At 66.1% G+C, this 21,371-nt stretch carries 22 protein-coding genes; 3 read left to right on the top strand and 19 right to left on the bottom strand.

The genetic code is table 11. The features are described from left to right. Positions 1-622 precede the first annotated feature (622 nt). The gene (locus tag ACIRRA_RS43600; RefSeq protein ID WP_402781226.1) at positions 623-1,282 is read left to right on the top strand and encodes a response regulator; all 660 of its coding nucleotides are present in this window, start codon (positions 623-625) and stop codon (positions 1,280-1,282) included. A 287-nt stretch (positions 1,283-1,569) separates the two neighbouring features. Further along, a complete protein-coding gene (locus tag ACIRRA_RS43595) occupies positions 1,570-1,947 on the top strand; it encodes a hypothetical protein (protein WP_402781223.1) in 378 nt (125 codons plus the stop codon). Between the two features lie 81 nt (positions 1,948-2,028). Here the strand turns inward: ACIRRA_RS43595 and ACIRRA_RS43590 are convergent, their stop codons facing one another. The 7 genes from ACIRRA_RS43590 to ACIRRA_RS43560 form a co-directional block, all read right to left on the bottom strand. Continuing rightward, the gene (locus ACIRRA_RS43590) at positions 2,029-2,217 is read right to left on the bottom strand and encodes a hypothetical protein (protein ID WP_402781220.1); all 189 of its coding nucleotides are present in this window, start codon (positions 2,215-2,217) and stop codon (positions 2,029-2,031) included. A 158-nt stretch (positions 2,218-2,375) separates the two neighbouring features. Then, positions 2,376-2,585, bottom strand: coding sequence for a hypothetical protein (locus ACIRRA_RS43585; protein WP_402781217.1), 210 nt, complete (start codon positions 2,583-2,585; stop codon positions 2,376-2,378). Between the two features lie 12 nt (positions 2,586-2,597). Further along, the gene (locus ACIRRA_RS43580; protein ID WP_402781214.1) at positions 2,598-2,795 is read right to left on the bottom strand and encodes a three-helix bundle dimerization domain-containing protein; all 198 of its coding nucleotides are present in this window, start codon (positions 2,793-2,795) and stop codon (positions 2,598-2,600) included. Positions 2,796-3,089: 294 nt separating this feature from the next. Further along, on the bottom strand, positions 3,090-3,299 hold the full coding sequence (locus tag ACIRRA_RS43575) for a hypothetical protein (protein ID WP_402781211.1): 210 nt from the start codon (positions 3,297-3,299) through the stop codon (positions 3,090-3,092). Positions 3,300-3,452: 153 nt separating this feature from the next. Beyond that, entirely contained in the window at positions 3,453-3,653 is a 201-nt protein-coding gene (locus ACIRRA_RS43570; RefSeq protein ID WP_402781208.1) for a three-helix bundle dimerization domain-containing protein, read from the bottom strand. Positions 3,654-3,821: 168 nt separating this feature from the next. Next, positions 3,822-4,724: an SDR family oxidoreductase gene (locus ACIRRA_RS43565; RefSeq protein ID WP_402781205.1), complete on the bottom strand. Its 903-nt coding sequence runs from the start codon at positions 4,722-4,724 to the stop codon at positions 3,822-3,824. Between the two features lie 147 nt (positions 4,725-4,871). After that, entirely contained in the window at positions 4,872-5,768 is an 897-nt protein-coding gene (locus ACIRRA_RS43560) for a LysR family transcriptional regulator (RefSeq protein ID WP_402781202.1), read from the bottom strand. A gap of 155 nt (positions 5,769-5,923) precedes the next feature. Between ACIRRA_RS43560 and ACIRRA_RS43555 the strand changes: the two genes are divergently transcribed. Further along, complete coding sequence (locus tag ACIRRA_RS43555; protein ID WP_402781199.1) at positions 5,924-8,035, top strand: DUF6351 family protein; 2,112 nt, start codon at positions 5,924-5,926, stop codon at positions 8,033-8,035. 104 nt (positions 8,036-8,139) lie between these two features. On the opposite strand, the gene ACIRRA_RS43550 is transcribed toward ACIRRA_RS43555, so the two are convergent. The 12 genes from ACIRRA_RS43550 to ACIRRA_RS43495 form a co-directional block, all read right to left on the bottom strand. Further along, positions 8,140-8,478 carry a response regulator gene (locus ACIRRA_RS43550; protein ID WP_402781196.1) on the bottom strand — a complete coding sequence of 113 codons (339 nt, stop codon included), beginning with the start codon at positions 8,476-8,478 and terminating at the stop codon, positions 8,140-8,142. Positions 8,479-8,985: 507 nt separating this feature from the next. Beyond that, complete coding sequence (locus ACIRRA_RS43545) at positions 8,986-10,185, bottom strand: MFS transporter (protein WP_402781193.1); 1,200 nt, start codon at positions 10,183-10,185, stop codon at positions 8,986-8,988. Positions 10,186-10,289: 104 nt separating this feature from the next. Continuing rightward, a complete protein-coding gene (locus ACIRRA_RS43540; RefSeq protein WP_402781190.1) occupies positions 10,290-11,114 on the bottom strand; it encodes an alpha/beta fold hydrolase in 825 nt (274 codons plus the stop codon). A gap of 129 nt (positions 11,115-11,243) precedes the next feature. Further along, entirely contained in the window at positions 11,244-12,026 is a 783-nt protein-coding gene (locus tag ACIRRA_RS43535) for an alpha/beta fold hydrolase (protein WP_402781188.1), read from the bottom strand. Between the two features lie 57 nt (positions 12,027-12,083). Then, positions 12,084-12,503: an ester cyclase gene (locus ACIRRA_RS43530; RefSeq protein ID WP_402781185.1), complete on the bottom strand. Its 420-nt coding sequence runs from the start codon at positions 12,501-12,503 to the stop codon at positions 12,084-12,086. 84 nt (positions 12,504-12,587) lie between these two features. Next, a complete protein-coding gene (locus ACIRRA_RS43525; RefSeq protein WP_402781182.1) occupies positions 12,588-14,060 on the bottom strand; it encodes an aldehyde dehydrogenase family protein in 1,473 nt (490 codons plus the stop codon). A gap of 109 nt (positions 14,061-14,169) precedes the next feature. Continuing rightward, positions 14,170-14,649, bottom strand: coding sequence for a cupin domain-containing protein (locus tag ACIRRA_RS43520; RefSeq protein WP_402781179.1), 480 nt, complete (start codon positions 14,647-14,649; stop codon positions 14,170-14,172). Positions 14,650-14,695: 46 nt separating this feature from the next. Then, the gene (locus ACIRRA_RS43515; protein ID WP_402781176.1) at positions 14,696-15,487 is read right to left on the bottom strand and encodes an SDR family NAD(P)-dependent oxidoreductase; all 792 of its coding nucleotides are present in this window, start codon (positions 15,485-15,487) and stop codon (positions 14,696-14,698) included. Between the two features lie 7 nt (positions 15,488-15,494). Beyond that, positions 15,495-16,289 carry an alpha/beta hydrolase gene (locus ACIRRA_RS43510; RefSeq protein WP_402781173.1) on the bottom strand — a complete coding sequence of 265 codons (795 nt, stop codon included), beginning with the start codon at positions 16,287-16,289 and terminating at the stop codon, positions 15,495-15,497. Positions 16,290-16,380: 91 nt separating this feature from the next. Next, positions 16,381-19,164: an ATP-binding protein gene (locus ACIRRA_RS43505; RefSeq protein WP_402781170.1), complete on the bottom strand. Its 2,784-nt coding sequence runs from the start codon at positions 19,162-19,164 to the stop codon at positions 16,381-16,383. A 253-nt stretch (positions 19,165-19,417) separates the two neighbouring features. Next, positions 19,418-20,473 carry a helix-turn-helix domain-containing protein gene (locus tag ACIRRA_RS43500; protein WP_402781167.1) on the bottom strand — a complete coding sequence of 352 codons (1,056 nt, stop codon included), beginning with the start codon at positions 20,471-20,473 and terminating at the stop codon, positions 19,418-19,420. A gap of 241 nt (positions 20,474-20,714) precedes the next feature. Beyond that, positions 20,715-21,122, bottom strand: a complete 408-nt coding sequence (locus ACIRRA_RS43495; protein WP_402781164.1) for a VOC family protein — start codon at positions 21,120-21,122, stop codon at positions 20,715-20,717. Positions 21,123-21,371 lie beyond the last annotated feature (249 nt).

Here is a 21,371-nt window from a genome sequence, read left to right as displayed (position 1 = left end):
GGCGGCGGGATGCATGATCGCGTGCCACCACGATTCGAGCCGACTCGGCTCCGGCCAGCGCACCACTGGCACATCGTCATCGGAACCGCTGGTGATGGTGGGTGGGGTCGTATGCCGCTTTCCCAGCTGGGGAGCGGGCCTGTCACCGCGCGGTTCGGGTGGGGTTGTTGTCATGGCGTGCCTTCCGAAATTCCTGCCCGGCGCCCGGTCTCACCGGGCGGGCTGGATTCTCGGCTCGCGGCGGCGGTGTACGCCGAGGTCGACCGCGCGCAAGGAATGCCACGAAGGCCCAAGGGGCAATGCCGAAGGGGTCTGCACCATCGCAGAGGGGGCCGACCTGCGCCATGGTAGGCATTCAAGGTCAACAGCAGGCTACGCTCGAGCCGATTGCCGGGGTCTCCCCTGAGAACGAACCCGGCGGGCGCACCGACCGGTGGAGCCCAGAACTTACCACTCCGCGGTGCCCACCGACCGTCCCGCAGCAGACGGAAAGCCTCCTCACCGGACGCCTTGGCCATGCAGGTCGCAGAACACCCGAACAGCGATACGGACATACCGCAGGCAACTTCATGGCAGTACCGTTGGTGGCGAACCCGACTTCAGGTAGGAGACGGTGCAGCCGATGATCAAGGTCTTTCTGGTCGACGATCACGAGATCGTCCGGCGCGGTATCGCCGACCTGCTCGACGGTGATCCCGAACTGACCGTGATCGGCGAGGCGGGCGATGTCTGCACCGCCCTGGCCCGGATCCCGGCGCTGCGGCCCGATGTCGCTGTCCTGGATGTGCGGCTGCCAGACGGCAACGGCATCGAACTGTGCCGGGATCTGCTCTCACGCGTCGACGGCTTGCGGTGCCTGATACTGACCTCGTTCACCGACGAGCACGCCATGATGGATGCCATCCTGGCCGGCGCCAGCGGCTATGTCGTCAAAGACATCAAGTGCATGGAACTCGCCGCTGCGATCAAATCGGTCGGCGCAGGCAAATCACTGCTGGACACCCGCGCCGCCGCCGCCTTGATGAACCAACTACGCCACCACATCGACCACGACGACCCCGTGAACAACTTGTCGCAACAGGAACGGACCCTGCTCGACCTGCTCGCCGAGGGCCTGACCAACCGTCAGATCGCCGAGCGAATGTTCCTGGCGGAGAAAACGATCAAGAACTACGTCTCCCGGCTCCTGACCAAACTCGGTATGCAACGTCGGACCCAAGCAGCGGTCTACGCCTCCCACCTCCACGACACCACCGACCGACGCACCCAACCCCGCGGCTGACACCTCCACACCTTCATTACCGGCAGTACTGGCAGCTCACCAGTAGGTCATCGGGCAGGGCATGTGTTCGGAAAACCATGGCGGGCTCAAACGGTAAGTGCGTCACCGCTGTTCAGGTGGTCAGCATAGACCTCGGCGGGACTGCGGTAGCCGTGGATCTGGGGGCAGAAGACGCATCCGCCCAGAATCCGGCGCTAAAGGCGAGCGAGCGTCGGCAGCTAACCCATGTTGACCATTGCGTCGCGGGCTACCCCACAGTGGAAAGGGGTCGAGCCATTCTGTGAGGAGTGCTGTTCCCCGCTGCTGAGAGCGGATTGTTCGGGCAGCAGAGCGCGCAGGGGTCGCGCGGCTCCGGCAGGGCCCGGCATGCGATACTCGCTCGCGCCGGTGTGTCCGGTATCGATCTCGCCACTGCGGCCCGTCTGCTGTCGGATTTCGCCATCGGTACGTCGATGGCGGACGCGGCCTGGCGGAAAATCCATGATCCCGCACTCGTGGCGAAGGCGCGGACTCACATCATGGGCCTGGCTCACCTCTACCCGACGCTCAGCGCGTCCAGCCTCGTCGATGGCACCTGGTCCGATGACGAGCTTTTCCACCGTGGCCTCGCGCGAGTTCTCGATGCGGTACTGCCCGCTGCCGGAACACAATCCGAATCTCGGTGAGAGAGCGTTCCAGTATCGCGTCGATGAGTACTTCGGCTGCACGCAACTCGGAGGTCGGCTGGGCTCTGTTCGGTGCTTTGTTCAGGGCCGGCGGATTCGTGTCCGGCGCGGGACATGCTCGATTCCTACCTCGTGTGTCGGTGAGTCCGCTCGGGTCGCGCTACGGCGCCTTTCCCACCAGAAGGTGGCCGCCACCGTGACATAGGAGACGGCTACGGCGAGCGCGGGCATGAGCACGGCGAGAGTGATCAACAACAGGGTCATGGGCATCGGCGGCTTCCTGTACTGAGGGGTCCCCGCCGCGCCGCGGACGACCTCATGCTACCTGAAACAGCCTGTGTCCCAGCGTATCCCCGCGCGCAACCAGCTCCTGGCGAGCGCCTTCGGCGGCGGAGTCGCGGTGGTGGCGTCGACTCGCCGGATTCGGTTCACCGGGCCTGGTGAGGTGTTTGGCGCAGGCCGGGGAATCGTTGGTGAAGCCTCTGAATCTGCTGACGGACCTGTGCCAGTTCGGCCTCGATGGCCTGGTCGGGCGCGTTGTCGCGCCATTGACCGCGCCGGCGAACCAGACGTTCCTCGAACTGCTCGAGGTCACCGAGGAACACACGTGCCTGGGCGGCTTCGGGATCCTCGGTCACCGCGGGTTCGTCTCAACCGGTTGTGGCCAGTCTTCGCCGGGCGTCGCGTTCGACCAGCAGTGGCACGAAATCGCGAACCGGTCGGCCGTCGAAGCCGCTGTGAATCTCGGAGACGATGTTCTCGACGGTCTCGGTACCGAGGTTGGGGAACTGCGCGGCAAGACGCTGGACGAGCGCTGCGATCTGCTGTTGTTCGTCATTTGTCGCCATGATTCATGGTTGTCCGCGACCCCCTGCGTCGTCAACGTCCCATATTCCCGGTTCGGGGAGTATGCCACGTTCGATGGCGGAGGGTGCGTCAATCCTGTTCGGCATCAGGATGATTGGAGATGCCGCCGGGGAGGGGGGTCCGGCGGCATCGACGGCTACGATGATCGCTCGTCAAAATCGACGTTGCCCAGAGGGGCCAAGAGCGGGTACCCGTGAATGCCCCGGCTCGATGCTAGAGCCGATCGGGCCCTCGCGCCTGTCGAGTTCGCCCGCGGGTCAGGTCCGAGGATCACGTCAGCGGACCGACGGTGTCGGCGCGTTGCGGAGCGCGGGGAAGCGCCGGTGCAGCTGTTCGATCTGGCGGCGGATGATGGCGAGTTCGGCGTCGGGGCGCGACGCCGCCGGTAGAGGAAGGGTTCCATGGCGCCGGACAAGCGTCTGCGCATGCTGGGTCAGCTCTCGCACGAAGGCGCGGGCTTGAGCGAGTTCGGGATCCTCGGACATGGTTTCTCGTATCGACAGGGGTCGGCCGCCTCGATCGGTCGGCACCCGGGGGCAACCATTGAACCATGGGCCGTCCATCCAGAATTCGCCAACTGTTCGGAAATCCCGTCGAATGTGTTGCTTGAGCCGGGAATACGCCGACCCTGGCCTGTGTCACCGGATGGCCGATGTGAGCCGTCGGGCGGCGCCCCGTTCGACGAGCAGCGGAATGAAGTCGCGGATGGGACGATCGTCGAAGCTGCGATGGATCTCGCTCACGATCGTCGCGATGGTCCATGTACCGATTGCCGGGAATCGGTGAGAGAGCCGTTCGGTAAGCACATCGAGCTGCCTGAACTCATCAGATGAGGGCATGTACGAAGATTGCTCGCCGTTGGCGCGGCAGTCAACCGAGCGTGGCCGGTTCGGGCGTATTGCCGCGAATCTCCCCCGATTCCAACGCGAATCGGGAGTCGGCGCGTGAACGCTCCACAGGTTCGGCCGCTGGCTCGAGTCGATCGTCCCGCGCCGGAGTTCGGGCGGTCAGTTCGTCTCGGAGTTCTCGAAGTATCGGCCGTGGTCGAGATCGCCGAGCAGGCCGGGGTGGGTCGGCTGCCAGCCGAGCAGCCTGCGGGTCAGAGAGCTGGAGGCGGGGGAGTCGAGGCTGAGAACTCCTGCCAGCCAACCGAAGTGGTCGAATGCGGCAGCCGCGGGAACGGATTCGACCGGCAGGTTCAAGCGCTCGCCGATCATTTCGGCGATGACCCGAATCGGCACGCCTTCGTCGGCGACACCGTGCCACACCGATCCTGCAGGCGCTTGCTCGAGTGCACACCGGAACAGCGCGGCGGCGTCGAGTCGATGCACCGCCGGCCATCGCTGCGAACCATCGCCGACATATCCGGAAATTCCTTGGATGCGGGCGATATCGACCAGCCTGCCGACGAATCCGCGCTTGACTTCGCTGTGTACCACCGGCGCGAGCCGCACCACCGAGGCGCGCACACCGTGTTGTGCCGTCGCGAGCGCGGCCTGTTCCCCTGCGGCCCTGGGCATCAGGGCGCGGTCGGCGACAGCTGCCTCGGTGCTCACGCTGCCGATCGTAAGCCCGATCGTCCCTGAAGCGATGACCAGAGGACGCTCTGATCGCCGCAACTCGGAACCGAGCGCGCCGATTACGTCCGCGTCGGTCTGTACGGCCGCGGCGTAGTCGGAGAAGGTGTGATCGAAGGCCAGATGCACGACCCCGTCCGCTATCCGTGCACCCGCCCGTACGCTGTCGAGATCCTCGAGGCCGCCCCGCAGCACCTCGGCCCCGACGACTTCCAGCGCTGCGGCCGACGCGTCCGAGCGAGCCAGGCAGACAACCGTATGATCGGCGGCCTGCAGCTCGGCAACCACCGCGCTCCCGATGAATCCTGTTGCACCGGTGACGAATACGTGCATCACATGCTCCTTGCGGACGGATGGGGCTAACCCGTCGGTGATCACCGCACGGGTGGGTGACTCCACCGTGCGGCCGTCGAGCACGCAGATCCAATGAATCTTTCGCACAGCCCCATGCGGATTCGGTATTCGTGCCGCACATGTCGGCTATTGGCCCGTCAAGTGAGCCAGGACGCATTCGCGGAGACCGGGAAGCAGCCGATTGCGGTCGGCGGCGCGGGTCGCGAGCACGACGCGACTGGGTGCGACACCGGCCAGCGGGACGGAGGTGAGGTCGGGGCGCAGATGCCGGGTGGTAGGGGCCGCGGCGATCGTGATGGCGCGGCCATCGGCCACGAGTTCGAGCCTGTCCTCGATGTCGTCGACGACCGGTCCGTCGGGCGCGCGGCGGCCGTCAGGGCGAGGGTCGATGCGCCAGAACGCCGCCCACACCGCGTCTGCGTGCCGCACCCGCACCAGCGGCTCGTCGGCGATGTCGTCGATGGTGACGGATCCCTTCCCGGCCAAACGGTGTCCGGTCGCCACCACCAGTACTCGCGGTTCGTCGTAGAGGGTCGTCACCCGCAGGTTGTCGGTGGGGAAGGGCATCCGGGCCACCGCAGCGTCCACACGATGCTCGAGCAACGCGGCTCGGGCATCGGTGGAATCCAGGTGCAGGGCGTGCACGTCGGCGAGAGGGTGCAGGTGACGTAAGGCGCGGACGGCGGGCGTGATGATCAGTCCCGAGGTGAAGCCGACGATGAGCCGGCTGGGTGCGGCGGCCGCCCGGGTGCGTGCCACCGCGGCGTCACCGGCACGCAGCAGCTCCGCCGCGAGGGCGAGGAAGACCGTCCCGGCCTCGGTCGGCTGTGCGCCCCGCGGCGTGCGGTCGAGCAGGCGCACCCCCAATTGCCGCTCCAGTCGGGCGATCTGACGGCTGAGTGCCGGCTGGGTCAGATGCAATGCCTCGGCCGCGCGACCGAAGTGCCGGTGCTCGACGACCGTCGTGAAGCAACGCACCAGCCGCAGATCGAGATCCGTGGGTGGCATCGGCGGCTGCGTCATTCCTCGACGGTAGCGCCGCCCGCGCGTTCGCGGGCGATGAGCTGGATCGATGCGCGAATCGGAACGGGCTGTGCTGAACATTCATTGGACCGGGGCCGCCGGGAGACTCGACGCTGGCATCGACTGATAACGATGGCCGCAAAGGAAATCCGACCATGTTCGCCTTCCGAAGACATCCGCTGCTGCTCGGTGTGATCGCGCTGTGCGTGGCGTTGCTGGGTGTAGCGGTGTTCCTCGTCGTCCAGCGGGACGATCGGAGGGGTCCAGTCATCGCCACTGTGTCGAATCCGCATCCCGAGATGATCAGTGGCGACGCCGTCTTGGTAAAGGTGACCGGCGCGGAGCCAGTGCGGTTGAGCGTGGATGGCCGCGATGTCTCCGCGGTCACCCGTCGGCCGGACGGCTCGACGCTCGCGCTGGTCACCGGTCTGCGCCCGGGGGACAACCGGATCACGGCCACCGGTCACGGCCGCTCCACCACGCTGACGGTCGTCGACCATGCCCGTAGGGGACCGGTCTTCTCTGGACCGCGGCAGCTGCCGTTCTATTGCGAGACAACCTCGTTCGGCCTCGCCCCGGCCATTCAGCCGCTGTGTGACGCGCCGCCTGTGGTCACCTACCGATATCGCACCACCGCCGGTGTGTTCGCGTCGCTGACAGACCCTGCCGCCCGACCAGGTGATCTGGCCACCGCGACCATAGGCGGACGTAGTGTGCCCTACGTCGTGCGAGTTGAGACCGGCACCATCGACCGGGCCGTCTATCAGATCGCGGTGCTCTACGACGGCACCGATCCCACGCCGCTGCAACAGGATTCGAGCTGGAACGATCGTCTGGTCTACACGTTCGGTGGTGGCTGCAATGGCGGCCACCACCAGGGCGACAGCACCGGCGGCGTGCTGAATGACCTCTTCTTGTCCCAGGGCTACGCGGTGGCGTCCTCCACACTCAACGTGCTCGACACCAACTGCAGCACCATCGTTTCCGCGGAGGCGGCGATGATGGTCAAGGAACATTTCATCGACACCTACGGCCCGGTCGCGCACACCATCGGCTGGGGCGGCTCCGGCGGTGGTATCCAGCAGTACGACATCGCCGACGCGTACCCGGGCATCCTCGACGGCATCATCCCCGCCTATGGCTTCCCCGACGTCCCGACAAATATGAAGGTGGCCGGTGACTGTCGGCTGCTGGACCGCTTCTTCGCCGGACCCGGAGTCACGTTCACCAACCGCCAACGCCAAGCCGTTGCCGGCTTCCGCGACTACGACAGCTGCGTGTCCTGGGACAATCACTTCGCTGATCGCCTCACCGCCGCCGATAGCTGCGACAAGCCCCTGCTGAGCCGTGACGCCGTGATCCCCGCGGCTGACATCTGGAACCCGGTGAGCAACCCCGGCGGTGTGCGCTGCGCGGGAATGGAGTCCTACGCCAACCAATTCGGACGTGATCCAGCGACCGGTCTCGTGCGCGGGACCCTGGACAACGTCGGCGTGCAATACGGCCTGGCGGCGCTGCGGGACGGCACGATCACCTCCGCGCAATTCGTCGCGCTGAATACCGCGATCGGCGGCTACGATTCCGCGGGCACACCGGTCTCGCAGCGCACCGAAGCCGACCGCACCGCGCTGCGAGCGGCGTATCACGACGACGTTCTCAACAGTGCGGCACAAGGTTTGGCGACCACGCCGATCATCGACCAGCGCATCGACATGAACACCAGCGGGCCACTGTGGGACGTTCACACCACCGAGTGGGGATTGGTCATGCGCGACCGATTGCTCCGTGCGAACAACTCCGCCGCCAACCAGGTGATCATCGAGAACAGCACCGCTCCTGCCGATACCGCGGCGGCGAGTGCCTACGAGCTGGCTGCGATGGATCGCTGGCTGACCGCCATCGCTGCCGACGATTCCGGAAAGGGGCTGCGGGACAAGGTGATAGCGAACAAGCCCGATGGGCTCACCGACGGCTGCTTCCTGTCGCCGAATACCCGTGTCCAACAGTCGATCACCGCTCCCGGCGCCTGCGCAACCGCGTATCCGATCGGCGCCGACCCGCGCCTGCAGGCCGGTGAACCGAGCTACCAGGACATCCTGAAATGCACCCTGCGGCCGCTGGAGTTCACCGCCTACCCGGTCGTCTTCAGCAGCACCGAACAAGACCAATTGAACAGAGCGTTCCCCGGCGGAGTATGTGATTACACCCGCCCGGGAATCGGTCAGGATCAAGCGCCGAGGACCTGGATCGACTACGGCCATCAATGATCGGTATCGGCCTGCGACGCTCGAGACGTCTCATACGAGACCCCCTCGAGCGCTGCGGGTTTCATGAATCGGATGCAATCGGGCGACCGAGCCCGACCACTCGTTCACAACTGGAGGCGAGTATGGATGCGGCCGATCAGTTCGGCGGTGCGGAAGGGTTTCGGAAGGTAATCGCAGGCTCTTGCGGCGAAAGCGAGGTCGATTACGGCGGGATCCGTTTCGGCGGACATGACCATGACCGGTGCGGGGGTGGTTTGGCGCAGTCGCAGGCAAACATCGATTCCGGAGAGATCGGGTAGCAGGATCTCCAGCAGTATCAGGTCAGGAAGCCACTGCCGGGTGAAGGTCAACGCCTGGGTTCCGGAGCCCGCGTGCAGCGCGTCGTAGCCGGCAGTGGCCAATACGAGCAGGGCCATCTCGGCGGTCGCGGCGTGCTCTTCCACGACGAGAACCCTGGACGCCGGCGTAGGCCGGGATGGTGGGATCGGCGGGTGCGGGGCGCGCGCGACGGAGAGTTGGTGTGTATTCATGGGCTACCCCTTCGACCGGATCCCCCGACCCGTCATGTGTCCCGTGGCGAAATCATCCCGAAAGGTCAATTGGGGACCTTTTGGTCTGTTTTCTGAACCGGATCTCGAGGCTAACGCCCGATGGCAATCGTTCGGCAATTCAAATGTTGGAATTGTCCGGCAGGGGTCAGTCGCTGTTCATCGATCGGAGACATTTCCGAGACAACCGGAGGCCGACGTGATCCGAATGCGATCTGACGTGCGACGATGCCCTTACTATTTCCGTCGAAGCCTTTATGCGCATGTAGATCAGGGTGTAGGGGCAAGAAGTTGGCCCTGTATGCAGCTGCGCTGACCGCGAGATCGGTTGCGGGCAGTCCTGGATACCGATCACCGTCACGCCGGTTCCTGAGTTACCGCCTGCGCCAACAGGCTCGTTTTCTATTCGGCAGGTTGGTCGTTGACGGGGGCGTCGGGGTGGGGCGGGGTGTGGACGCGGGCGGCGAGTGTTGCGGCGGCGAGGCAAGCGGCTGCACCTACCAGCAGGGCTGTTCGAGGGCCGCTGGAGCTGACGATCCAGCCCGAGAAGGTGCTGCCGATGGGGGTGGTGCCGAGGTAGACGAAAACCCACAGGGCCATGATGCGGCCGCGGTAACCCGGGTCCGCGTGTAGCTGTAACGCGGTCGAGGCAAGGGTCACGAAGCTGAATGCGGCGAATCCGGTTGCGATCAACGCAACACAGGCGGTGGTGAGAGTGGGTGCGGTGGCGGTCAAGGTGAGGCTGATGCCGAAGGCGAGCGCTGTCGCGACCAGGTAGATGCGCCGGGGGTGGCGGACGAATCCAACCGCGAGCGACCCGGCTACCGACCCGACGCTGAGTGCGGTCGAGAGCAGCCCGTAGGTGCCGCCGTTGCCGTGAAAAGTGCTGTCGGCAAGCACCGGGAGGATCACGGGGAAGTTGAAGGCGAACAATCCGACCAGTGCCATCATGGTCAGCGGTAGCCAAAGTTGCTGCCGGGCGCGGGCGTATCCCAGGGCTGCCCGTATACCTGCGTGTGGCGTACGCGCGGTGGCGGGCGGTGCGAGCGGACGCAGGGCCACCAATGCACCGATAACGGCGAGGTAGGAGAAGGCGTTCACCGCGAAACACGGCGTGGTTCCGACCGCGGCGATGAGCACTCCGGCCAGTGCGGGCCCGACTACACGGGCGCTGTTCATCACGACCCCGTTGACGCTGGCCGCGCTTGCCAGATCGGCGGGCGGAACCAGTTGCGCCACAAACGATTGCCGAGCCGGTGAATCGACGATCTGTACGAAGCCGCTCGCGAGCGTGACCGCGATGACCAAGGGCACCCCAGCTGACCCGGCCACCGCCGCCAGCCACAGTAGCGCGGCCAGGATCCCGTTGACGGTCTGGGTGGCGATGAGCAGTCGCCGCAGGTCGACCCGGTCGGCGAGTACTCCGCCCCAGGGGCCGAACAGCAGTGGCGGCAGCCCGCCCGCCGCCAGCACCAACCCCAGCGAGGCGGGGGACCCGGTCAGCTGCAACACCAGCCACCCGAGCGCCGTCGCCTGCACGAAGGTACCGCTGGCGGAGGCGATCTGCCCGAAGAAATAGAGTCGAAACGGTGCGGATCGCAACGCGCGGAGAGCATTTGCCCGCCTGCTGGCCCGCGGGACCGACGGTGTCGAGGTCGCTTCGGGCACTACTGTCAGCGCGTCACGATCCATTCAATTGTCTTCGCTCAGGACTGGATGAAGGCGAGCAGGTCGGCGTTGATGGTGGCGGCCTCGGTGGTCGGCATGCCGTGCGGGAAGCCGGGATACGTCTTGAGGGTGCTGTTGGGCAGCAGTTCGGCCGAGCGGATGCCGCTGTCGGCGATCGGGACCACCTGATCGTCCTCGCCGTGCAGCACCAGGGTGGGGATGGTGATCTTGGTGAGTTCCTCGGTGAAGTCGGTCTGGGAGAACGCGACGACGCCGTCGTAGTGTGCCTTCGCGCCGCCCGTCATGCCCTGACGCCACCAGTTGGCGATCACGCCTTCCGACGGTGTCGCGCCGGGCCGGTTGTAGCCGTAGAAGGGTCCCTCGGCGAAGGTGCGGAAGAAGTCCGACCGGTTGGTGGCCACCTGCTCCTGGATGCCGTCGAACACGGACTTGTCCAGGCCGCCGGGGTTGTCGGCGGTCTTGACCATGATCGGCGGTACCGCGCTGATCAGCACCGCTTTGGCCGCTCGGTCCTGGCCGTGCCGCGAGAGGTAGCGCACGACTTCACCGCCGCCGGTGGAGTGGCCGATGTGCACGGCGTCGGTCAGGTCGAGGTGGTTGACGACGGTGGCCAGGTCGTCGGCGTAGTGGTCCATGTCGTGCCCGTCGGCGACCTGTGCGGAGCGGCCGTGACCGCGCCGGTCGTGGGCGATCACCCGGAAACCGTGGGACAGGAAGAACATCATCTGGGTGTCCCAGTCGTCCGAGGACAGCGGCCAGCCGTGGCTGAAGACGATGGGCTGTCCGCTGCCCCAGTCCTTGTAAAAGATGTCGACGCCATCAGATGTGGTGATGATGGGCATAAGGGCTCTGGTGAAAACTGCTGAGCTGCAGACTTTCTGGATTTCGAGGCTGGCACCCTATGCGTCGTTCCGGACGTGCGGTGCACCGCTCAGCGCGCCAAGAATCCCACATTTCCGGCCGCCTCTCGCTTATCGAGCGGCCTGTTCGATGAAGGCGGCGACGACGGCCGGTTGCGAGACCAAGGACGCGTGCGAGGCGTCGACCTCCGCGGTGTGCGCGCCCATTCGCTGCGCGAAGTAGCGTTCGGCGGCGGGTGGTATCACCCGGTCGGCGGCCGAGACGAGATACCAGGTGGGCGTGGTCGTCCAGGAGGCCGGGCCGCTGGGTTCCAGCAACGCGTTCGCGGCGATCGAATGCTGATGGGCGATCATGTTCTCCGCCGTGGCGGGCGAAACATCCTGCGCGAACACGCTGTTGAAGGAACCGGGGGCGACATAGCCGTCCAGGCCCGCGCTCGAGGGCTCCAGGGCCAGGGCGGGCGGCTGCAACTGGCTGCCGGGGAATCGGAAGGGGTCCATTGCGATCGCGATGGGCTCGCCTTGCTGTGGCGCGAAGGCCGCGATGTAGACCATTGCGGTCACCTTGGGGTCGTGGACGTTGGTGATCACCGCGCCGCCGTAGGAGTGCCCGGCCAGCACGATCGGGCCATCGATGCCATCGAGCACCTGCTCGACAGCAGCCGCGTCATTGGCGGGCCCGCGTAACGGGTTGTCGGGCACCACGACTCGGTAGCCATCGGCGCGCAGAGCGGCGGCGACACCGTCCCAGCTGGTGGTGTCGGCGAAGGCGCCGTGCACGAGCACGATGATCGGACGCACGGCGTCGGCATGCGCGGAGGCCGCGAACGCGGCCGGGGTGGCGGCCAGAACGGCGGCGGCCAAACCCGCGCGCAGGCACTGGGAAACAACCATGATGGTTCCTCGGGGTCGGGGTAACTGGGTTCGGTCTGGAGAAATGGCTGGAGGGGATCAGACGGCGTAGAGGGTGTCGGGGAGATAGCCGATCTGTGCCAGCAGACCGAATTGGTCCTGTACGGTGCGGATTTCGGCGACTCTGCCGTTCTCGAACCGCCAGATGGCGATGTCGGATATCTCCACCGGTTTGCCAGAGGGCTCGGCTCCGCCATAGGGGCCGGTGTGGGTGCCCCGCCAGAGGAGATGGATCGCGACGATGTCGCCGTCGGCGTGCAGTAGCTGATTGTCGGTGATGAGGTCGGGGAATCCGTTGCGGCGCTTGAGGATCCGCTTCTTCGGCCCGTCGATGCCGACCCGGACGCCATTGGTGATCAGGTCTGGGCTGAAGAACTCGTCGGCCAGTGACACGTTGGTGAGCCAGCCTTCGGTGAACCAGCGCCGGGTGATGTCGAGGTGTCGCTGTCGTTCATCCACTGTTCGAAGTCCATACTGGATTGACGTTTTTCATCGTGGTTGCCGGTTCGCCGGGTCTGTCCACATCTGCCTGCGGCGGCAGGCTCAGAGCAGGTATTCGCGCCGACGATGCTGGAGGCTGACCCAGTGGTCTGTCGTGAACTCGTTGACCGCCCAGCGCCCACCGAAGCGCCCCAGGCCGGACTGTTTCTCGCCGCCGTAGGCGGTGTTGGGCTCGGCGTTGACAGGTGAGTCGTTCACGTGTGTCATCCCGGCGTCGAGTTGCAAGGCGAATCGTGCGCCGCGCTCACCGTCGGCCGTGAAAACAGCGCTGGAGAGCCCATACTCGGTGTCATTGGCGATGCGCAGAGCGTCGGATTCGTCGCGAGCTCGAATGATCGTGATCGCCGGTCCGAACACCTCCTCGCGTGCTGTCGCGACATCGTTGGTGCCGAGCAGTACGTGTGGTGGCAGGCTCAGTCCGGCCGGTCCGCCGGGTTCGCCGCCCAACAACAACCGGGCTCCCGCATCCACGGCACGGCTAACCTTGTCGAGTACTGAATCCCGTTGCCCGGCATTGATGACCGGACCTATCTGGGTGCCGGGCTCCGAGGGATCGCCCACCACGAGGGTGCGCACACGTGTCAGAAATCGTTCTACGAACTCGTCGTGGATCGACGCATCGACGATGATCCTGTTCGCGCGCATGCAGATCTGACCGGAGTTGAAGAACGACCCGAATACCGCGGCCTCTACGGCTGCTGGCAGGTCGGCATCGTCGAGGACGATCAGGGGGCCGTTGCCGCCGAGTTCCAGGCACAGTTTCTTGATGCCCGCGATCCGGGTGATACCGAGGCCGACGGCTGTCGATCCGGTGAAAGAGACCACCGCGGGTACCGGGTGCGCGACCATCGCGTTGCCGATCTCCGCGCCGGGCCCGACGACGACATTCAGAACGCCTGCCGGCAGGCCCGCCTCCTCGAGGATCTTGGCGTGCAACAGGCCACCCGTCACGGGCGTATCACTCGAGGGTTTGAGAACGACGGCATTGCCGAGCGCCAGCGCGGGCGCCAGGGTCCGGTTGGTCAGGAACAATGGAAAATCCCAGGGGCTGATCAGCGCGATCACCCCGACCGGCGTGCGGTAGACGCGGCTCTCCTTGCCGGGGATGTCGGAGGGCACGATGCTGCCTTCCGCGTGGTGCGGTAGTGCCGCCGCCTCATGGAAGCCCGCCCGCGCCACCGCCCATTCGACAGCACATTTGCCGAGGGTGCCGCCGGACTCTCGGACGAGCCAGTCGATGATTTCTTCTCGGCGCGCGTCCATGATGTCGGCTGCCGCGCGCATGACCGTTGCCCGTTCGCCGGGCAGCCGGTCGGCCCAATCATGTTGCGCGGCTTGGGCGGCGGCGTAGGCCTCGTCGAGGTCTTCGGTGGTGGCCGTCGGCAATTCGGTCAACACCGCGCCACTCCATGGGTCGGTGTCGGTCAGTGCGGCGTCGCTCGCGCCGCCGCGCCATTTGCCGCTGATCGGCATGGTGTCGAAACCGCTGTAGGGAGTCGGTGTGTCGGCTGTCATCTCACGGTCCTCGTTCTTCTGTCGAATGCTGACACGGGTGCGTGGTACTACGCGGCGACGTGGCGATGATCTGATCCGTGTGGTGTGATCGCCGCTGGCCGTATCGATTTCACACACGAGAGAAGGGCGGCAGCGGCGGTCCGCTGAGACGGGTGTCGAATTTCCCTGCAGCAGCGGCCAGCGCGTCCAGATCCGGTGGGATCTGCTGCACCAGAGGCGCCGTGGCTTCGAAGAAGCCCTGCATACCGCCGGGGACGTATAGGGTCAGGAAGCGCATCGGAGTCGTTCCACCGTTTATCCACGTGTGGCTGGTGCCCCGGGGAACGAAGACGAGCGCGCCGGCTTCGGCGTCGTGGAGTTCCTCGCCGAGCAGGACGCGGAGGGTGCCCTCCAGGACGTAGAAGATCTCGTCGGCGAGGTCGTGGATGTGGCGCGGTGGGCCCGAGACGAACGGCAACGCGGTCACTTCGGCCGCGTCGAAATGTCCCCCGGTGTCTTTGGCGGTCACCTTCCACAGCAGGTGTTCGGTCTCGGTCATGGTGAACGGCTCGCCTGCTTCGGCGTGCACCACCGCGGGTTCGGTTGTCATGGCTTGCCTTTCGGATGAATCAGGTTCGGGCGCCGACCGCAAATGGTCAGAGTGTTCGGATGAGTCCGCCGTCGATCCGGAAGTCGGCGCCTGTGACGTTGGCGGTTCGCTCGCTTGCCAGCAGCAGCACCAGGTCGGCGACCTCCTGCGGGTGGGTGAAGCGGCCCGTCACGCTCTCGGCGGCGGCCTGCCGGACCACCTGGTCGGGGTCGGCGGAGGCGGCGGCGCCGACGACGGCGGCGACGCCTTGGTCACCGAGCCACAGTCCGGTGGTGACCGGGCCGGGCGAGATGGTGTTGGCCCGGACGCCTTGTGGGCCGAACTCTTTCGAGAGTGATTTGCTGAAGTTGGACAACGCGGCCTTCGCCGCCGAGTAGTCGATGACGCTGGGATCAGGGAGGTGCGCGTTGACCGAGCTGATGGTCACGATGGCGGGGGTGTCGCGCTGGATCAGGTACGGGAGCGCGGCGCGGGCCGTGCGCACCGCGACGAGCAGATTCGTGGTGAGCGACCACTGCCAGTCCTCGTCGGTCATGGCGAGGAACCCTTGCACCCGGGGGATGACCGCGCCGATGTTGTTGACCAGGATGTCGATTCCGCCGAAGGCGGTCACGGCGTCATCGATCAGCTGTTGCGGTCCGTGCGGGGTGGTGAGATCGATCAACGGTGTCCGGATTCCGTCGTGTGCGGCCAGCTCCGACAGGTCCTGACTCCCGGTGCGTGACCCCGCGACCACCGAGACACCGTCAGCGGCAAGTGCTTTCGTGACGGCCAGGCCGATGCCTCGGCTGGCGCCGGTCACCACGGCCACCTTGCCCGCGAGGCTGAGATCGAACATCTCCGCCTCAGAGCTCCTGGCTCTTCAACCACGACAGGCAGGCAGTGGCCACCTCGTGCCATCCGTGATCGATCACCAGCGAGTGCCCCCGATCCGGGAACTCCAGCAGGTCGGTGACCGCGTCGGAGTGGCGGTACTGCTTCAGCGTCGCTCGGGTGACAGCCTCGGGGACGGTGTGGTCCTTGCCGCCGGTGATCAGCAGCAGCGGGCCGCGCCCCGCATTTGCGGTATCGACCTTGGCCGCGGAGTGCGGGTTGAAGTTGGCCGCCGCCGCCTCGAACAGCGGTTTGCCTGGGGCGGGCACGGCCCAGCGCCCATAGAGTTCGTCGGATTCCTCGGCCGGGATCGCGTTGCCGAACGCGTAGCGGAACTCTGCGGCCGTGAGCGACACGGCCCGATTCCGATTCGCGGGGTTCTTGAAGACCGATGTGGTCGAGCGCAGTGCCGAAAGCGGCAGCGGCAGTACGCCTTTGATCTGGGCGGCATCGATAGCGATGGCCGCGCCGGCGCGGTCCTGTCCGAGCAGCTTCTGGGCGATCATGCCGCCGAAAGAGTGCCCGATGAGGATCGGTGGTGCCGGGAGGTCGGCGATGATCGAAGCGTAGTGCTCGACCACGTCGTCGATGCCGTGACCGGCGATCCCGTCCGAGGTCGCCCGCGCCGAGGCGACGGTGTCGAGTTCTCCGGGCCAGCCGGGCGCGGAGACCGAGTAGCCATGCTCGGTGAACAGGTCCAGCCAGGGCTGCCAGGATGCCGAGTGCAGCCAGAGTCCGTGAATGAAGATGACCGGTGTGTCAGTCATGATGTCGCCCTTCGCTTTCGGTGGCGTTACCGGTCAATCAGATCCTGTGTGAACCGCTCGGCGAATCGGAGAAACACCCCAGTGATCGGCCCTAGTCCCTGGGACCCAGCGTCGAACGGAGCTGCCTGCGGGAGGTCACCGCTAGTTTCCGGAAGACCTTCGTGAGGTGGTACTCGACAGTGGAGGTGCTGATGTAGAGGCGGGCCGCGATTTCGGTATTGGTCGCCCCCTCGGCCGCCAATGCGGCGATCTGGGACTCCTGAGGGGTGAGCTGGGGGCCGGACGTCGGGTCGCGGCGGAGTACATGTTCGCCTGTGGCGGCCAGCTCGGCGCGGGCGCGTTCGGCGAAGAGCGGGGCGCGGGCCGAGACGAACATCGTGTAGGCGAGTCGCAGCTGCACGCGGGCCTCCGAGCGCTCCTTGCGCCGGCGCAACCATTCGCCGTACAGCAGATGCGTCCGAGCGAGGTCGACGACGATCCTGGTCCGTCCGAGCTGGTCGATGGCTTCTCGATACCACGCCGCCGCGGTGTCGTCGTCGGCCATCAGGGCCCGCGCTCGCGCCAAAGTCCCCAGCGCCCAGGGTGTTCCGCTGCTCTGCGCCTGCTCCTCCAGCCGGGTCAAGGCCTGCAACGCCGGTGCTTTCCGTTGCGCGCGAACTCCCGCCTCGATCATGTCCGCGAGTATCAGGTTGCTGTGGCCGGGCACGTCGTGGTCGTAGAGAAACTGGGCCTGGTCCAGCGCCGCGCGATAGTTTCCCAGACTCAGTTCGAGGATGATCAGGTAGCGAGCCGCCAGCGCCGCCTGCATGGCCCGGCATGGGAAGTCCGCACTCTCGACAGTCGACGCCAGTGCCCGGGCCTCGGCTTCCGCGCCGCTCCAGACCAGCAGCTCCAGCCGTTGGATGGACTTCTCCTGTGGCGACCCGATCACCGTCAGCAGCTCGCGGGACTCCGTCAGATGGTCGGCGCACTCGTCGGGCCGACCCGCCCGCAGCGCGTCGGTCGCCTGACATTCGAGGACGACGCGGAGCCCGAGCAGCGCGCCGGTATCTCGATCGTGGTTCTGCAGCCGCGCGAAGACGACCTGCCGGGCACGATCGTCCCACAGCTCGTCACTCGCGTAATGGGCGAATACCGCCAAAGGCAGTCCCTCCTCGGCGATTTCATGGTCGCGCAGCGCGTCGAGGGCAGTACGCCAGAGGGGGACCGCCGCGGCGTGGCCTTCGCTGACCCGGGTGGCGAAGGCGACGACGAACAGGTCGTAAACCGACAGGGCCGCCGACCGCTCTTCGCGCGCATTCAGTACAGCGCGTGCGACTTCGGCCACTGTGGTGCCTACCGTGTCGTCCCTGGATAGCATCGCCGAACTCAGAGCCTGGCACAGCAGGAGCCAGCTCAGGTCAACGTCCGCCGGGCCCAATTCCGTGGCGGCGGTCAGCAGCAGCGCGGGCTGGTCTTCCAGTCGGCTGAAGTACCGCTCGATGGCGGCCTGCAGCCATCGAGCCCTGCCGCGCATCATGGGCACCCTGCCCGCCGGTTGCGCCCCGAGAAGCAGGCGCTGCGCCGACTGAGCGTCACCGCACATCAGATAGACCTGGGCCGCAGCCAATCGGCGTTCGTCGCGTCGTGATACTTCGGGCGTCAACTCGGCCGCGCGGGCCAGGAACTGTGCCTCGGCCGCATAGCCGCCTCGGGCTCGAGCACGCTGCGCGGAGTACTGCAGATCGCGTGCGACCACTTCATCGGCGCCTACTGTGGCGGCGGCAAGATGCCAAGCTCGGATGTCGGGGTCATGGTCCGGGTCGCAGGCCGCAGAGATGGCCTGATGCGCTCGCCGCGAGCCGGCCGGGTCGGCAGCCGCGTGTACGGCGGACCGAATCAGTGGATGGGAGAAGGCGTAACCGTCGCCGGGCACCAGCACTCCGGCCTCGATTGCGGGGTCGGAGTCGGTTTCCGACAATCCGAGCAGCGCCGCCGCGCGCCACAGCAGCGCCATATCCCGAATCGGACTGATCGACACCAGCAGCAGCAGATCTCGGGTGGTCTTGGGAAACGCTTGGATCTGCTCAAGGAAGCATGCCACGAGCCGTGGGCCGATCGGAAGCGGTTCGGGCAGTGCCGCAGTGCCGCCCAACTGTTCGGTCGTCAGGGAATACGCCAACGTCACCAAGGCGAGCGGGTTGCCACCGGTCTGCTCGGCGAGCCTGCCGGCAACGTCGTCGTTGAGGAAACGGCGAGTGGTGCAGGCCAGCAGTTCTCTCGCGGCCGAACCGGGTAGTCCGGCCACCGTATGGATCGCCAGACCTTCGAAACCCGTGCTGTCTGAAGCCGGTTCGCGCACCGCGAACAGCATTCCCACTCCCTCGGCGTGCAAGCGCCGCGCGACGAAGGTCAACGCGTCACAGGACTCGCGATCGAGCCATTGCACGTCGTCGACCAGGCATATCAGCGGGCCGTCGTCGGCCAGGTCCGCGAGCAGGCTCAAAGTCGCGAGACCCACCAGAAAACGATCGGGCGGAGGGCCCGCCACGAGCCCGAAAGCCGCGCCCAGGGCGGCCTTCTGCGGCGCGGGAAGGCGCTCGCGACGATCGAGGAACGGGCGCAGCAGGCGATGCAGGGCGGCGAACGCCAGGGGCGACTCCGACTCGATACCGGAGGTCCGCAACACCAGCAGATCCTGGGCGGCGACGGCAGTGTGGTCGAGCAGCCGGGTCTTTCCTATCCCCGGCGCCCCCGCCAGCACCAGCCCTTCGCTCTGTCCTGCTCGAACCTTGCTCGTGAAGGCTTCCAGCACAAGACATTCCGCCGCCCTTCCGACCAGCGGAAGCTCTCGGGCGAGAGCCGGTGTGGTCGCGGGGTCACAGATTTCGGTCATCGGTATCGCCTCGGGACGAGTTCGGATCCGCCCGAGTCGGCTCGACGGCGATGTCGGCGTTCACCGGGCCGGTGCACGCGAACTGCCGGTTCGAGGACAGCGACGACCTCGCTCATCGTGTCTCCTTCGCGACAGGTGGCCTGCTTTCAAAGCTAAGGAGACGGGTACGCCGGCGTGAACCGCTGGCGCTCGAGTTGTGCACGCACAGAACAGCACTGTGCCGAATCGGTCAGATTCGTCAAGGGGGCTGACATCAATGGGCTTGTTGCCAGTCCCGGGGAGATATTCCGTAGGCGTTGCGGAATCGGCGAGCGAAATGGGCGGGGCTGGCGAAGCCCCATCGGCGCGCTACCGCAGCGATCGAGATGCTGCGGCCCAGCCTGGCGAGATCGGCGCGCGCGCCTTCGAGGCGCGCGCCGATGATCCACTGGCTCAAGGTAGTTCCACTCGCGGACCAGATATTGTACAGATGCCGGACCGAAATATTGTGCGCCCGTGCGATCTGATCGGCGTTGAGGCTGGGGTCGCCGAGGTGCTGCTCTACGTAGGCGGCAATCCGGAGATAGAGCGAATCATGCAGGGCTTCGCGCTGGCGAGGGTCGGCCGCGGCCGTGGTGATCAGCGCGCGGATCAATTGGACGGTGGCCGACGCGAGCATGATGCCGGCGGGGCCGGGCTCGATGTCGCCCGCTTCGCCGAGCGCGGCGATATGGGCGGTGACCACACCGTAGAGCGGGCTGGATTTGAGTCTGGGCGCCGCGCGGCGGACAGTTTCGACGGGCAACGCGAGCTGGTCGTAGTCGAAGATCACCACCTTGGAGCCGCCGATCCCGGTGGAGGAATAGTCCGAAGTACTGGTGCCGTCGGTGAGTGAGAGCTCACCCATGCTGATGACCTGCTCCGCGCCGCAGTGCGAGAAGGTCCCGGATCCGGTCAATTGCACACCGATGCCGACTCGTTCGGGAGCGGCGATGCGCAACTGCTTTGTACCCCGCAGCACGCTCATCCCGGTGCCGACGACCTGCGTCACATGGATGCCGGAGCCCATGTCCCACACGGCGAATCGGTGCCACAGTTGACCCGCGACCGATCCGAACTGATTGATCGACGGAATCTCGGTGTCGGCCAGCAGATCCTGCGCCGCCTCCATCCGCTCACGCACCGGAAGCAGACCGGTATCCAACACCACGACCACGCGACACCTCCCACGATCCCTCCCGCGAGGAAGGGTGGTGAGTAGGTTATCCAGTGGGCCGCCTGGACGTCGTACATGTTCGGCCACGAATCTTCGAAGCGCTGCGCCGGGCAATCATCACCCGCCTCGGGATCTCGCCTCGCCGATAGCGGCAACGATTCCGTGCACCGGCGCGGCACACGCAGACGCGAACACCGCGACGATGGCCGATGACGCCGTGCTCGCGATGTCGTGAAATCACGGCATTCAGTCAGGGATGCGGCCGTGGGTAGTGGCAATGGTGTTTGCACACTTCGTATTCCGTGGCTCGATGTCGGCGGACACGATCAGCTCGTGGCGATTCCATGTTTAGGGGTTAGTCGTTCATAGCCTTATGTACGAACTCCAGACGGTTGCCGTCGAAGTCGGCGACGTTGGCGGCGTAGTAGCCGGGACCGAAGTATGCCCGTTCGGCTGGTTGTCCTTCGTCGATGCCTCCGGCATTGATCGCGGCGGCATAGGCGACGTCGACGGCTTCGTTGGTCGCGCACGCGATGCCGATGTAGAGCCCCGTTTCGCTGGGTTGACGATCTCGCAGCCAGATGCTGGATCCGACTCCGGTCCCGGAGACGTAGACGTCGTCGCCGAGTCCGAACAGATCCGGCACGCCGGCCGCGGCCGCGAAGTTGCCCAATTGACGCCAGCCGAGCGGCTTCAACGCCTCGGCGTAGAAGGTCAGCGACTTCTCGATGTTGGTGACGGAGATATAGACGTGATCGATCATTGCTGGGCGTCCTTCCGGGCTGGAGTGTTGCTGCGGGCGAAGTCGCGGATCGTTCGAGCTGGTGTGGTGGTGATCCCTTCGACCGTATCGGTGCGGCGATACCGGCCGCTTCAGGAAACGGTCCGGGCGAGTTGCCGCGGCATTCGCCGCAAACTAGCCCGGATCTTTCGTGCGGCTGATGTGCTGGCCTGTTCGGGTTCGGATTGATGTTTTGCGGCCGGCTTCTGGCTGCGGGGCATGATTGGCTGA

This window comes from Nocardia sp. NPDC101769 (genome assembly GCF_044766925.1).
GTDB lineage: Bacteria > Actinomycetota > Actinomycetes > Mycobacteriales > Mycobacteriaceae > Nocardia.
This window is presented reverse-complemented; position numbering and strand designations above follow the sequence as displayed.

Coding starts and splice junctions, on each gene's coding strand:
- ACIRRA_RS43555 (WP_402781199.1), top strand. CDS start 5,924: ATGTTCGCCTTCCGAAGACATCCGCTGCTGCTCGGTGTGATCGCGCTG.
- ACIRRA_RS43520 (WP_402781179.1), bottom strand. CDS start 14,649: ATGACAACCGAACCCGCGGTGGTGCACGCCGAAGCAGGCGAGCCGTTC.
- ACIRRA_RS43540 (WP_402781190.1), bottom strand. CDS start 11,114: ATGCCCATCATCACCACATCTGATGGCGTCGACATCTTTTACAAGGAC.
- ACIRRA_RS43560 (WP_402781202.1), bottom strand. CDS start 5,768: ATGACGCAGCCGCCGATGCCACCCACGGATCTCGATCTGCGGCTGGTG.
- ACIRRA_RS43510 (WP_402781173.1), bottom strand. CDS start 16,289: ATGACTGACACACCGGTCATCTTCATTCACGGACTCTGGCTGCACTCG.
- ACIRRA_RS43505 (WP_402781170.1), bottom strand. CDS start 19,164: ATGACCGAAATCTGTGACCCCGCGACCACACCGGCTCTCGCCCGAGAG.
- ACIRRA_RS43515 (WP_402781176.1), bottom strand. CDS start 15,487: ATGTTCGATCTCAGCCTCGCGGGCAAGGTGGCCGTGGTGACCGGCGCC.
- ACIRRA_RS43590 (WP_402781220.1), bottom strand. CDS start 2,217: ATGCCCATGACCCTGTTGTTGATCACTCTCGCCGTGCTCATGCCCGCG.
- ACIRRA_RS43495 (WP_402781164.1), bottom strand. CDS start 21,122: ATGATCGATCACGTCTATATCTCCGTCACCAACATCGAGAAGTCGCTG.
- ACIRRA_RS43525 (WP_402781182.1), bottom strand. CDS start 14,060: ATGACAGCCGACACACCGACTCCCTACAGCGGTTTCGACACCATGCCG.
- ACIRRA_RS43580 (WP_402781214.1), bottom strand. CDS start 2,795: ATGGCGACAAATGACGAACAACAGCAGATCGCAGCGCTCGTCCAGCGT.
- ACIRRA_RS43565 (WP_402781205.1), bottom strand. CDS start 4,724: ATGCACGTATTCGTCACCGGTGCAACAGGATTCATCGGGAGCGCGGTG.
- ACIRRA_RS43600 (WP_402781226.1), top strand. CDS start 623: ATGATCAAGGTCTTTCTGGTCGACGATCACGAGATCGTCCGGCGCGGT.
- ACIRRA_RS43535 (WP_402781188.1), bottom strand. CDS start 12,026: ATGGTTGTTTCCCAGTGCCTGCGCGCGGGTTTGGCCGCCGCCGTTCTG.
- ACIRRA_RS43575 (WP_402781211.1), bottom strand. CDS start 3,299: ATGTCCGAGGATCCCGAACTCGCTCAAGCCCGCGCCTTCGTGCGAGAG.
- ACIRRA_RS43570 (WP_402781208.1), bottom strand. CDS start 3,653: ATGCCCTCATCTGATGAGTTCAGGCAGCTCGATGTGCTTACCGAACGG.